The organism is Sphingobacterium sp. WM (genome assembly GCF_029542465.1).
GTDB classification, from domain to species: domain Bacteria; phylum Bacteroidota; class Bacteroidia; order Sphingobacteriales; family Sphingobacteriaceae; genus Sphingobacterium; species Sphingobacterium cellulitidis.
This window is the reverse complement of record NZ_CP120709.1, coordinates 3,285,166-3,298,279: the sequence shown is the minus strand read 5'-3', so window position 1 is coordinate 3,298,279 and position 13,114 is coordinate 3,285,166. Positions and strand designations below refer to the sequence as shown.

Sequence of the window (13,114 nt, the reverse complement as noted above, 5' to 3'; positions counted from 1 at the left end):
TTTAATAATAAAGCAGCTTATTCATAGGCTGCTTTATTATTTCCAATCCAATCTGGCTTTAATTACGAATTTTGGAAAAAATGCCTTATTTTTGCCTAAATAAATCCATAGATGAAACAATCGATATTATTAGATGGACCGAAGTTTCAGATTACGCTCAAGCGATTGTCTCAACAATTAATTGAAAATCACGGAGATTTCTCCAACGCCGTAATCATTGGAATTCAACCCCGCGGAACCTATTTAGCCGAAAGATTAGTACAGGAAATCAAATCAATGACTGGAGTTCAAGTGCCACTAGGTATTTTGGATATCACCTTCTATAGAGATGATTTCAGAATGAAAGGAGCCAGCCCATTAGCTGCCAACAGTACCGTAATCGACTTTATTATTGAAGGTAAAGATGTCATCCTCGTGGATGATGTACTTTGGACTGGAAGAACAATCCGCTCTGCGATGGATGCTATCCAGGCTTTTGGACGTGCCAACAGAATTGAACTTATGGTCTTGGTAGATCGTCGTTTCTCCAGACAAATTCCTATTCAACCTGATTACATAGGAATACAAGTGGATTCTATCGATTCCCAAAAAGTAATTGTGAGCTGGAAAGAGGTCGACGATAATGATAGTATTGTCTTGATCACCGAGAAAAAATAAAAGATTTTATTGATTAACAAATGTCAACATCTGAACAACTTAGTACCCGCCATTTATTAGGTATCAAGGATTTAAATAGCAACGATATCCAATTGATCTTGGATACGGCAGCAAACTTTAAAGAAGTATTGAATCGCCCTATTAAAAAGGTACCCTCATTAAGAGATATTACCATTGCAAATGTGTTCTTCGAAAACTCTACGCGTACGCGTCTTTCCTTTGAGTTGGCTGAAAAACGCTTGTCTGCTGATATCGTGAATTTTGCAGCTTCATCTTCTTCAGTTAGTAAAGGTGAAACCTTAATTGATACAGTCAATAATATCCTTGCCATGAAGGTGGATATGATCGTGATGAGACATCCTTATGCTGGAGCAGGTGTATTCTTAAGTAAACATGTAGATGCACAAATCGTCAATGCTGGCGATGGTGCCCATGAACATCCCACTCAAGCTTTACTGGATTCTTTTTCTATCCGTGAAAGATTAGGAGAAGTCGCTGGTAAAAAGATCGCCATCATTGGTGATATTCTTCACTCCAGAGTTGCATTGTCCAATATTTTATGCTTACAAAAACAAGGAGCAGAGGTAATGGTATGTGGCCCAACAACATTGATTCCTAAATACATTACTTCGTTAGGAGTAAAGGTTGAACATGACTTAATGAAAGCATTGAATTGGTGTGATGTTGCCAATATGTTGAGAATACAGTTGGAACGCCAGGATATCGCTTATTTTCCTTCATTAAGGGAATATTCCATGTTGTATGGATTGAATAAGCAAATCTTAGATTCTTTGGATAAGGAAATTGTGATTATGCACCCAGGTCCAATCAATCGTGGTGTCGAAATTACTTCTGATGTGGCGGATAGCAACCATTCCATTATTCTGGATCAAGTAGAAAATGGAGTAGCAGTTCGTATGGCTGTGTTATATCTCCTGGCTGGTAAAAGAGGATAAGTAAATCTCAACCCAATTTATTCAATTTGGGTTGACAATAAATACGAATTGCAAATCTGTAATTCATCAAAAAATTAGAGCTCGAAATCTATGGTTTCGGGCTTTTTTTATTCAAAAATTATGTTAGCAACTTTATTGAAACATTAGCTATAATGGAACAGACTTTGAGCCTAAAATCATAACTAATGGTTAAGGAAATTAAGTTCAAAAAACAGGACAGAAATATGAAGGATATGACGTGTAGAAATCTGAAAAATTTAGCATTCTTGTCAATGCTCAACAAACCAATACTTAATGTTAAATAACGTTAAAACCACTGGGTTATCCACAGGTGTTAACAACTTTTGAGGAAAACATTCAAGTTATCCATTAATTTCGTAAGTTGAAGGAATTGTATCATTTATCCAAGGTGTTTCCCTTCAAAAAATCGTTAAAACTACAGAAGCATTCATTAAAAGGAGTATTCAATCATATGTATAAAAAAATTTACCAGTTAGGTGTGGCGATGAGCTTATTGAGTACACCGGTATTGGCACAACATTCTGCATGGCAAGAGGTAAATAAGGCCTACAAGGACGGCCTCGAGCTATACGAAAGAGGGAAGTTTAGTTCGGCAGCAAAGCAATTCGATAAGTTTGAGGAGATCAGAACCAAGTCATCTCTTCAATTGGATGAAACTAAGGAACTAAGCCTACTGAAAGAGAATGTTAGATTTTATCAGGCCGTATGTGCTTTAGAATTAGGAGAGTCTGATGCTGAAAATCGCTTTTTAAAATACATTAAAGATTATCCAGCAAGTGCAAATTCAAAAGCCGCATACTTCCAAATCGGAAAATCCTACTATGCTCAAAAGGATTATCCTAAAGCCATTGAATGGTTTGAAAAAATTGATAGCAAAAATTTAGCCGGCGCAGAAAATACTGAGTATAGATTCAAATTAGCTTATGCTAAATTTATGACCGGCGATTATGAATCCTCCAGACCAGTATTCAACGAATTAAAAGACCAAAAAGGCCAGTACCAAGAGGCCTCAATTTATTACTCAGCTTACCTGAGCTATTTAAACCAAGAATATAAAACTGCATTGAATGAGTTTGAAAGACTGGAAGGTTCTAAAACTTATGAAAACAGTTATCCATATTACATCACAGCCCTTTACTTCTTAGATAAACGCTATGATGATGTATTAGCTTATGCACTTCCTAAACTTGAAACTACCAAGCAAGAAAGTGAAACGGAGATGTTTCGAATTATTGCAGCAACGTATTTCATTAAAGGAGACTTAGCAAAATCAAAAGATTACTACGATAGATTCCAGGCTCAAGATCAAGGTAAAACTCAAAATAATCAAGATAGCTACCAAATCGGTTACATCAATTACAAATTGGGTGAATACGAAAAAGCAATTTCTGAATTAGAAAAACTTGAGGAACCGGATGCATACTTCCAAAGTGCCATGATCACTTTAGGGGATGCTTTCTTGAAAACAGGAAATAAACAAAGCGCAAGAAATGCTTTCTTCAGAGCTTCAAAACTAGATTTTGATCCGCAATTAAAGGAAGAAGGTTTGTTTAACTATGCGAAATTATCCTACGACTTGGAATTCCACCAAGTTGCCTTAGATGCGATCAATGAATATATGCAAACGTATCCAAGGTCGAAGCGTCAGGAAGAAGCGAAGACTTTATTGGCTGAGGTATTGTTGAGTACTAAAAATTATCGTGCTGCGGTAGATGTATTGGAAGATCTTCCGAATAGAGGAAAAGACGCAAATGCCGCTTACCAAAAGGTAACTTATTACCGTGGTTTGGAATATTATAATGAACGTGCATTTGAAAATGGTATTTCCATGTTCATGCGTTCTGAAGCAAATCGTTACGATGAAGAAATCTATGCTTTAGCGACCTATTGGAAAGCTGAAGCGATGTACGAAGTACGTAAATACAAAGAGGCAGTCGCTGCCTTCAATAAATTCTTGCAATTACCGGCAGCTAGGAAAACAGATGTTTACAACTATGCAAATTACGCATTGGCATATGCCGCTTTCAGAGCTGACAACTACAGTACTGCAGCGAACTACTTTGAACGCTTCCTAGCAGGTGGTGGTAAAGATGGTATTGACTTGAATACAAGAAATGATGCTATGGCTCGTGCCGCTGACTCTTACTTGGCAATCAAGAATTATAGCAAAGCAGCAAATTACTACGATCGCTTGATCTCTTCTGGAGCACAAAGTCAAGACTACGCTTTATTCCAAAAAGGTATTCTATTAGGGCTTCAAGGAGATAACAATGGTAAGATTGCCACCTTGAATTCTGTAATGGCGAAGTATCCGAAATCCAATTATGCGGATGATGTGGCATTCGAAGTTCCTTATACTTACTTCTTGATGGGTGACCACGACCAAGCAATTGCTGGTTTACAAAAAATGGTAGAACAATACCCAAGAAGTTCTTACGTACCTAGAGCATTGACGACTATTGGTCTTGTTCAATACAATAAGGATGATAATGATGCTGCTTTAGCAACATTCCAAAGGGTAGTAAATCAATACCCAACGACGGATGAAGCTAAACAAGCATTGGCATCCATTGAAAATATCTACTTGGATAAAGGTGATGCTTCCGGTTATATCCGTTATGCAACAAGCACCAATATCGGTGACTTGAGTACTGCTGAACAGGATGCTCATACCTTCTCTATCGCACGTACTTTATTTGATCGCGGAAACTGGCAGCCAGCTATTGAGGCGGTGAATGCTTATTTCGATAAGTTCCCTAAACCAATTCATGAAAAACATGCTCGTTTTATCCGTGCTGAAAGTAATGCCAATCTAGGGAAAGATTCTGAAGCTATGCATGACTTCAATATCATTATGAATGACTGGACTTCAGCATATACCGAACGTACATTGATCTCCGTTTCGAAATTGCATTTAAGAAATAAGGCATACAACGAAGCAGTTCAGGTATTGAAGAAACTAGAATTAACTTCTGAATATAAAGAGAATTACGGTTGGGCAGTAAATAACCTATTGGTAAGTTATTTCAATATGGGTGATTATGCTGAAACTTTGAACTATGCGAATATCATTAAGAAGTATGAAAAATCTTCAGAAGAGGATATCGCAAAAGCTCACTTGTATGCAGCCAAAGCTTACTTGTCAACATCCAAAGGTTCTGAGGGCATGAAAGAATTAAACTTGGCAGCGTTGAAGTCTAAAACTGAAACCGGTGCTGAAGCAAGATTCTTGGTTGCTGAACAACAATTGAAAAATAAAAATTACGATGGTGCTATTAAATCAGCACTAGATATATCTGATTCCTTCTCTTCGTACGATTATTGGGTAGCAAAAGGATTTATCGTGATGGCACAAGCTTATCAAGGTAAAGGCGATAAATTCCAAGCTAAATCAACTCTGGAAAGCGTAATTGATAATTACGAAAACAAAGAGGATGGTATATTGAATGAAGCGAAACAACTATTAGAAAATATTAAATAAGAATAGGAAAAGATGAAGTTGAATACTGTTTTTAAACAATCTGCTATATTAACCTTATTGTTGGGGATGGGGGTAGGTGCTTATGCTCAAAAAAGAGATACCACAGACCGTCCTGTAACATTGGATTCATTTGATATCGTTCGTGATTATAGACCTATTCTTGCTGATGCAGTAAAAATCCGTCGTAGTCCGGATATGTCAAATAAAAGGGAATACATGCCTAAGTTGAACTATGGCAATGTTCCTGATAAAAAATTGGATATCAATACGGGTCTAAGTGAATTGCAAATAATGGAAACCCCATTTTCAAAAATCTTGGATCACAAAAGTAACTATGTAAAATTCGGTGCTGGTAACTTCAATACCATTTTAGGCGAAGCTTACTTCGCAGTAGAAGATTATGAAGATATTCGTTTCGGTGGATTTGTAAAACACCTAAGCCAAAAAGGTAATCTTGAAGACCAAAAATTCTCTAGACAGGAAGTTGGAATCTTTGGACGCCGGATTCTCCCAATGTTCACCGTAGATGGTGTAATTGGATATAATGGCTTTGGAACTCGTTTCTACGGCATTCCAACAGATTCTGATGGAAATACCTTGAACCCAACCAGGGAAGCACAAAGATTTAATGATATCTATTTTACAGGTGAATTGACCAGTAATTATGATCCTGCAAATGAAGATGCTTTGAGCTACTCAGTAAAAGCTGATGCCTATACCTATAATGATAAGTATGATGCTAGAGAGAGTTCTATTGCTCTTTCTGGTTACTTAAATAAACGTTATCGTGCTTTCAACGCAGGTGCCAACCTAGCATTGGACTATAATGGCATCCAAGGCGTGAATACAGATAATGGAAAGTTGAATAACTCTATAGCTTCAATCAATCCTTACATCCGCTTTAAAGGTGATAATTATAACATTACTTTAGGAGCAAATATCGTTTCTGAATTCGGTGATAATTCTAGATTCAATGTTTTCCCTGAAGCAGAAATTGATTTCGCATTAGCGCCTGAGTACTTCTATATTTTTGGAGGTGTAACAGGTAATGTTGAAAAAGGATCTTTCCGCGATTTTACTCGTATCAACCCTTACTTGGGTCCTAAAGCAAATATTCAAAACACGATTGAGCGTATGAATATTTACGGAGGTATCAAAGGTAATGCAGGAGCTACTTTCGGATATAAGGTGAAAGGTTTCTATAGAAAGGTTGAAGGATTGGCGATGTTCATTAATAACCCTGAAACGCCTTTCAACTTTGACTTGATTTATGATGGTAATGGTGATGATGCCGTAAAACATATCGGTATTGAAGGTGAAATCAATGTGAGATTATCAGCTTTGGTAAATTTAGGTGGTCGTCTTAACATTGACCAATACACTATGGCTGAGCAAGAAGAAGCTTGGCATTTACCAAAAATGAGATTAGCAGCAAATGCAAGATTCAATATTTCTGAAAAGTTATTTATTGATGCTGAAGCGCTTTTCCATGGTAATGCTATTGCTCGTGAACCTATCTTTGGGCAAACCACAACTGATATTTTACCTTATAATAAGCAAACAATACCTTCGTTCTTTGATTTAAGTGCAGGCGCAGAATACAAAGCCACTCAATATTTAGGAGTATTTGTGAAAGCCAATAATATGCTGAACACAGAATATTCTCGTTATTTATATTATCCGAAATTAGGATTTAATATATTAGGTGGTTTAAATTTTTCGTTTTAATCTAACAAACTTTAAATTTGCAGCAGCAAAGAAATAAATGGATTTAGGAAGATACATTCATCAGCTATTAAAGCATAGAAACGAAGTGTATGTGAAAGGTTTGGGCGTATTCAAACGAATTCATACACCATCTGTTTATGATGACCGAAGAGGAGTGTATTTACCTCCAGTAACATATTTGGAATTTGACGGTAAGTCTACCGATGGGGTTGACTTCATTGATTACATTCAACAATCTAAACAAATCTCCAGACAAGCTGCCGATGCAGATGTTCATGATGCGGTTCTTAACCTCCTTGAAAATATTAAGGAAAATGGATCTGCTTCTTTGAACCATTTAGGTCAATTGATAAAACATGGTCCATCCTTGGTATTCAAAGCTGAGGATTTAAGTGGTTTTCAATTGCAACCAATCGAAGGGGCTGCAAGCCCAGTTCCTGAAACTATGCCGGTGGAAGAACCGGTAGTAGCCGAGGAACCAGAAGAAGAGAAGCTGGTTGAAGTACCTCAAGAGGAAGTCATGGTCGAACAAGCTCCTGTTCAGGAATATGGACAAGAGATTCTGGAGGAACCTCAAAATACAGGTAAACAAAAATGGTATATTTGGGCCGCGGTGATAGCAATCATTATTATTGCAGGCTTATTTTATATGAATCATACTAATAATGCACGTCTTGCTGCCAAACGTGCTGATAGTATTCTTAACTCGCAGATTATTGAACCCGAAGAAACGAAAGAACCTTCTCAGGATTCTACTGCATTGAATACCGTCGATAGTACCAATTCAGCAATTGCGACAAATAATGATAGTGTTGCTACAACAACAGGAAAAAAGGTTTATAACCCTTTGATTCCAGCAAATCACACTTATCAGATTGTCATTGGAACACATGGAACGCTGGCTCAAGCTTATGAACAAGCTGAGTCATTTAATAAAGCGGGAATTGAATCCGTTCGTGTAATTCCTAGTAACCTCGCTCATAATAAGAAAAAGGTAATTTGGGATTCCTACGAAACAAAAGAACAAGCTGATTCAGCACTCAAATATGTGCGGAAACATTATGTTGCGGATGCTTGGCATCAAAAAATTAAATAAGTAAATCAATCAAACAGCAAAAAATACGTTATTAAACTATGTCATTAGTACAAAACCCGGCAATCGTTGATACATTGAATCAAGTTCAACAACAACCTGTAGCTTTAGCTACGACAGACAATCTTAACCTACTTGAACTTCTGATGAAGGGTGGGTGGATTATGGTTCCTATTCTATTGTTATTCTTCTTAGGATTGGTAATTTTCTTTGAACGTTATTTTACCATTCGTAAAGCAAGTAAATCTGAAGGTGGATTATTAGCATCTGTAAAAAGTAGTGTCCTTTCTGGAAAGATCGATGCTGCAATGGCTGCTTGTCGTTCTAACAATTCTGCTTTATCAAGAATGTTGCAAAAGGGATTAACCCGTGTTGGTCGCCCAATTAAAGACATCGAAGGTGCCATTGAAAACCAAGGTAAGCTTGAGGTTTCTCGCCTTGAAAAGAATATCAATATCCTAGGAATTATCGCTGGTATTGCACCAATGCTTGGTTTCGTAGGTACGATCTTCGGAGTAATCCAAATCTTCCGTGATGTAGAGATGGCTGGTGGTATCGATATCGGTTCTGTATCCGGTGGTCTTTATGTAAAAATGATTGCTTCCGCATCTGGTCTTACCATTGGTATCTTAGCTTATATTGGTTACCATATCTTGAATATGATGGTAGAGCGCTTAATCTTGCGCATTGAAACGGATGCTATTGAATTTATCGATTTATTGGATGAGCCTAGCATGTAAGCTGGATTAATCCTTTATTGAAACTTAACATGAATTTACGTAATAGAAGAAATAAACCCGCTGCAGAAGTTCATACAGCTGCCCTGAATGACATCATGTTCTTCTTGATGTTGTTCTTCCTGTTGGCTTCAGCAGTATCTAACCCACAAGTGGTAAAATTACTTTTACCTAAATCCAGTGCTGGTGAACAGTCGGTCGCTAAAAAAACAATGACCATTTCCATCACAAGTGATTTAGTATACCATGTGGACAAACAAGCCGTGCCTTTAGAAAACTTGGAATCTTATATCCAATCCAATATTGCAACTGGTGAAGAACTAACTGTTATGCTTTATGCTGATAGTACCGTGCCAATCCAAAATGTAATCTCGGTAATGGATATTGCAAATAGACTAAAAGTGAAAATGGTATTGGCAACAGAGCCTAAGAAAGATTAATATTTTATTAAACGTTTCTGGCTTTTTATGGTCGAATTAGAAGAGACTAAGGAAAATGTACTACAATCAATATCGTGAAGATAACAATCTTCCTAAAGCATTAGGGATTTCTACACTGGTCATGGCAGGTCTAGCTGTCATTGGCTTTTTTATTGTATTTGGTCAAAATCTTCCAGAATATGGTATGGGTGGTATCATTGTAAACTATGGTACTTCGCCGGAAGGTATGGGAGAGGATTACATGAGTGTGGATGAACCATCTATGGATGAGAATGCCAACAATGTAAAACCAGATAAAATAGATCCTAATTCTACACCTATTCCTACGCCTTCTCAGCAAGTCGCTGATAAAGTCGTAGCAACTCAGGATGTAGAAGAAGCCCCTGTTGTCCCTAAGTCAGAAAAACCTGTTAAAGCAAATGCTGAACAGGCAACTACTGAAAAGAAAAACGCAACTCCAGCGGTAAATCCTAACGCTTTATATAAAGGTAAAAAGAATAACGCGCAAGGAACTGGTGATGGTACTGGATCTACTCCAGGAAACCAAGGTTCTAAACTTGGGGACCCATTGGCAAGTAACTATGGCGAAGGTGGCTCTGGTTTCGGAGATGCAATGCTTTCTCTAGAAAACAGAAGGTTTACTGTGCCTCCAAAAATTGATGACAATGGCCAACAAACTGGGATTGTTAAAATTGAATTTACTGTCGATAAAAGTGGTAATATCATCCGGGCCAGACAGGCTAAGGGTACTACCATTGCCGACTATAGATTAATCGAGAAGTGTATCCGTGCCGTTGAACAAGCACGTTTAAACTCTCTACCAAATGCCCCTCAAACCCAAACAGGGCTTATTACATTCAGATTTAGAGTAAGATAATTCTTATAATATGAAAACATTTGCAGAGGTAATCGAGTATTTATTTGCTCGATTACCTATGTTTACACGTGATGGCGCTTCTGCCATCAACCCTGATGTCGATAAAACACTTTTATTCTGCCAAGCATTAGGAAACCCTCAAGATCAATTCAAATCAATACATATTGCCGGAACTAACGGAAAGGGATCAACATCTCATATGCTGGCCTCGGTACTGGCTGCTTCGAACCTGAAGACTGGCCTCTATACCTCTCCACATTTAGTGGACTTTCGGGAAAGGATACGAATCAATGGCGAAATGATTCCTCAACAATGGGTGGTGGATTTCGTGAATACTCATTTGGATTTTATTGAAAAAGAGAAACCTTCTTTCTTTGAAGTAACCGTGGCTATGGCCTTTGATTACTTCGCAAAAGAAAAAGTGGATATCGCTGTTATAGAAGTGGGATTAGGAGGTAGATTGGACAGCACCAATATCATCAATCCTGAATTATGCGTCATTACCAATATTGGAATGGACCATATGAATCTGCTAGGAGATACCTTAGTGGAAATTGCTGGAGAGAAGGCAGGAATTATCAAACCAAATGTGCCGGTTGTTATCTCTGAAAAGCAACCTGAAATTGAACATGTATTTCTTGAAAAGGCAAAGCAAGGGCATAGTCCTATCTTCTTTGCAGAAGATTATTATGAAGTTCATCAGGTGGAGAAGAGGCAAACAGGAATGGATATTACCGTAGAGAATAGACAAGATCAAGAATGTCATACCTGGCATTTAGACTTGGCAGGTTCTTATCAGAAAAAGAATATTCTCGGCGTTTTGACTGCTATCGACCAACTCAAATTGAAGGGCTATGCGTTGTCCGAGGAAAATATACAGAAAGGCTTGGCAAATGTTCAGGAATCAACGGGATTGAGAGGCCGTTGGCAAACACTATCTACTGACCCTTGGATTATTTGTGATACTGGCCATAATGAGGATGGAATCAAAGCCGTGGTTAGAAACCTGAGTACTTTAAATTTCAATAACCTACATTTTGTGATTGGAGCAATGAAGGATAAGGACCTTTCCCATATCTTACCATTATTACCAAAGCAAGCTACGTATTATTTTGGTGCCCCTAATATGCCTCGTGCCATGAAAGCTGCTGATTTAGCAGAAATGGCCCGTTCCTTTGGACTTAAGGGTGATGATTATCCTTCTATTGATGCCGCTTATGAAGCCGCACGCAATAGCTATCAAGAAAATGACCTTATTTTTATCGGTGGAAGTACTTTTGTCGTGGCGGAGGTTTTAACTAATCATTTTTAGTTAATTCCCCGCGTAAACTTTGCTGTATCCAATGCGCAACCTCTTCCTGGCTCTCTATTTCGCCCTGAAGATACATTAGCTTGGTTACAGCAGTTTCAAAGGTCATATCATAACCATTGAGCACTCCAATGCATTGAAGACCCTGAGAAGTCTCATATCGGCCAAGTTCCACGGAACCCACCTTGCACTGTGAAATATCCAGAATATTTTTACCCGATTTTATTGCCCCTTCCAATAACTCCAAGAACCATGAATCCGTCATCGTATTGCCACTTCCAAAAGTCTCCATGACGATACTTCTAACATCGGAATTCAATACTGCCTTGATGGTTTCTACACTAATCCCTGGAAATAATTTCAAAACCCCAACACGATTGTCGATATGGTAATGACAGATAAAATCTTTACCCTCATTATTCGCTAAAACCTCATCATTATAGCGGATGTGGATTCCCGCTTCTGCCAATACTGGATAATTCGGCGAACGAAAAGCCTCAAACTTATCCGAATTGTATTTGAATGATCTATTGCCGCGGAAAAGCTTATTGTCAAATAATATACAAACCTCTTGAATAATAGATTTTCCATCTTTTTTTGCCGATGCAATCTCTAAGGCAGTCATTAAATTCTCTCTGGCATCCGTACGTATTTCTCCGATGGGTAATTGTGACCCTGAGAAGATAACAGGCTTTTGTAAACCTTCCAATAAGAAGCTAAGCATTGATGCTGAATAGGCCATCGTATCGGAACCATGAAGGATGACAAAGCCATCATATAATTCATAGTTGTCCTTAATGATCTTGGCCATTTCTAGCCAGATGCTAGGACGCATATTCGATGAGTCAATAATAGGATCAAAGGAATGTACAGTCAGTTTATAATTTAAACGGCTTAGGTCCGGTAGATTTTTTTCTATCAATTTAAAATCGAATGGAATAAAAGTCCCTGTTTCGGAATCCTTAACCATACCAATGGTTCCACCTGTATAAATAATAAATATATTGTACATTAATTAAATCTTAAATATTTGTTTCGAATTATGGGTTGTTACTTCAGCTACTTTATCAAGGCCGGTTTCATGAATGTCTGCTACTTTTTGCGCGATATGCAATAAATAGCTGCTTTCATTTTCCTTGCCTCTGAAAGGTACCGGTGCTAAATATGGTGAATCGGTTTCTAGTACAATATGCTCTAAGCTGATTTCCTTGACAACAGCGTCAAGACCAGCTTTTTTATAGGTTACAACTCCACCGATTCCAAGTTTGAAGCCTAAGTTAATCGCTCTATGGGCTTGCTCTAGGCTCCCTGTAAAGCAATGGAATATGCCGAATAACCGCTCATCTGCCATCTCATCCAATACGGCAAAAACTTCATCGAAGGCTTCTCTACAATGAATAGAAATGGGTAGTCCCAAATCCTTCGCCCATTGAATCTGCTTGCGGAAGGCATCCTGCTGAATCTCTAAAGTCGATTGATCCCAGTAAAGGTCAATCCCTATTTCGCCAATGGCATAGATCTTCGATTCCTGAATCCGGGCATAAATTTCATTTAATTGCTGTGCATAATCCTCTTTCACATCACATGGATGCAAACCAAGCATAGGGAAACAGTTTTCTGGATAGGCGGCAACCGTTTCAAAAACTTTATCCATGGACGATACATCAACGTTTGGAAGAAATAATCTTTTTACACCATTGGCAAAACAACGTTCCATTTGTTCCTCCAATTTCTCGCTCCCCGCCTGATAATAAATATGAGTATGGGTGTCAGTTAATGTCTGATTTTTTAAATCAAATTGCTCTTCCATGGTCG

11 protein-coding genes are annotated in these 13,114 nt (G+C 38.0%); 9 read left to right on the top strand and 2 right to left on the bottom strand.

The genetic code is table 11. The annotated features are described in order from the left end of the window. Positions 1-111: 111 nt before the first annotated feature. From pyrR to PZ892_RS14015, 9 genes are all read left to right on the top strand, one after another. On the top strand, positions 112-657 hold the full coding sequence (pyrR, locus tag PZ892_RS14055) for a bifunctional pyr operon transcriptional regulator/uracil phosphoribosyltransferase PyrR (protein WP_094257767.1): 546 nt from the start codon (positions 112-114) through the stop codon (positions 655-657). Between the two features lie 20 nt (positions 658-677). After that, positions 678-1,613: an aspartate carbamoyltransferase catalytic subunit gene (locus tag PZ892_RS14050; protein WP_094257766.1), complete on the top strand. Its 936-nt coding sequence runs from the start codon at positions 678-680 to the stop codon at positions 1,611-1,613. A 472-nt stretch (positions 1,614-2,085) separates the two neighbouring features. Then, positions 2,086-5,115 (top strand): tetratricopeptide repeat protein, encoded by a 3,030-nt coding sequence (locus tag PZ892_RS14045; RefSeq protein WP_094257946.1) that lies wholly within the window; start codon positions 2,086-2,088, stop codon positions 5,113-5,115. Positions 5,116-5,127: 12 nt separating this feature from the next. Further along, positions 5,128-6,843: a TonB-dependent receptor gene (locus tag PZ892_RS14040; protein ID WP_094257765.1), complete on the top strand. Its 1,716-nt coding sequence runs from the start codon at positions 5,128-5,130 to the stop codon at positions 6,841-6,843. Between the two features lie 37 nt (positions 6,844-6,880). After that, on the top strand, positions 6,881-7,939 hold the full coding sequence (locus tag PZ892_RS14035; protein ID WP_094257764.1) for a hypothetical protein: 1,059 nt from the start codon (positions 6,881-6,883) through the stop codon (positions 7,937-7,939). Between the two features lie 38 nt (positions 7,940-7,977). Continuing rightward, on the top strand, positions 7,978-8,676 hold the full coding sequence (locus tag PZ892_RS14030) for a MotA/TolQ/ExbB proton channel family protein (protein WP_094257763.1): 699 nt from the start codon (positions 7,978-7,980) through the stop codon (positions 8,674-8,676). A 29-nt stretch (positions 8,677-8,705) separates the two neighbouring features. After that, a complete protein-coding gene (locus tag PZ892_RS14025) occupies positions 8,706-9,113 on the top strand; it encodes a biopolymer transporter ExbD (RefSeq protein ID WP_094257762.1) in 408 nt (135 codons plus the stop codon). A 55-nt stretch (positions 9,114-9,168) separates the two neighbouring features. Further along, positions 9,169-9,990 carry an energy transducer TonB gene (locus PZ892_RS14020; protein ID WP_094257761.1) on the top strand — a complete coding sequence of 274 codons (822 nt, stop codon included), beginning with the start codon at positions 9,169-9,171 and terminating at the stop codon, positions 9,988-9,990. Between the two features lie 10 nt (positions 9,991-10,000). Next, positions 10,001-11,302, top strand: coding sequence for a folylpolyglutamate synthase/dihydrofolate synthase family protein (locus PZ892_RS14015; protein ID WP_094257760.1), 1,302 nt, complete (start codon positions 10,001-10,003; stop codon positions 11,300-11,302). Here PZ892_RS14015 and PZ892_RS14010 read toward each other — a convergent pair. Continuing rightward, positions 11,289-12,311, bottom strand: a complete 1,023-nt coding sequence (locus PZ892_RS14010; RefSeq protein WP_094257759.1) for a type I asparaginase — start codon at positions 12,309-12,311, stop codon at positions 11,289-11,291. The genes PZ892_RS14015 and PZ892_RS14010 overlap by 14 nt on opposite strands. A gap of 3 nt (positions 12,312-12,314) precedes the next feature. Further along, positions 12,315-13,109, bottom strand: a complete 795-nt coding sequence (locus PZ892_RS14005) for a TatD family hydrolase (RefSeq protein ID WP_094257758.1) — start codon at positions 13,107-13,109, stop codon at positions 12,315-12,317. Between the last annotated feature and the right edge of the window lie 5 nt (positions 13,110-13,114).

Coding starts and splice junctions, on each gene's coding strand:
- PZ892_RS14045 (WP_094257946.1), top strand. CDS start 2,086: ATGTATAAAAAAATTTACCAGTTAGGTGTGGCGATGAGCTTATTGAGT.
- PZ892_RS14035 (WP_094257764.1), top strand. CDS start 6,881: ATGGATTTAGGAAGATACATTCATCAGCTATTAAAGCATAGAAACGAA.
- PZ892_RS14015 (WP_094257760.1), top strand. CDS start 10,001: ATGAAAACATTTGCAGAGGTAATCGAGTATTTATTTGCTCGATTACCT.
- PZ892_RS14050 (WP_094257766.1), top strand. CDS start 678: ATGTCAACATCTGAACAACTTAGTACCCGCCATTTATTAGGTATCAAG.
- PZ892_RS14020 (WP_094257761.1), top strand. CDS start 9,169: ATGTACTACAATCAATATCGTGAAGATAACAATCTTCCTAAAGCATTA.
- PZ892_RS14010 (WP_094257759.1), bottom strand. CDS start 12,311: ATGTACAATATATTTATTATTTATACAGGTGGAACCATTGGTATGGTT.
- PZ892_RS14030 (WP_094257763.1), top strand. CDS start 7,978: ATGTCATTAGTACAAAACCCGGCAATCGTTGATACATTGAATCAAGTT.
- PZ892_RS14040 (WP_094257765.1), top strand. CDS start 5,128: ATGAAGTTGAATACTGTTTTTAAACAATCTGCTATATTAACCTTATTG.
- PZ892_RS14025 (WP_094257762.1), top strand. CDS start 8,706: ATGAATTTACGTAATAGAAGAAATAAACCCGCTGCAGAAGTTCATACA.
- pyrR (WP_094257767.1), top strand. CDS start 112: ATGAAACAATCGATATTATTAGATGGACCGAAGTTTCAGATTACGCTC.
- PZ892_RS14005 (WP_094257758.1), bottom strand. CDS start 13,109: ATGGAAGAGCAATTTGATTTAAAAAATCAGACATTAACTGACACCCAT.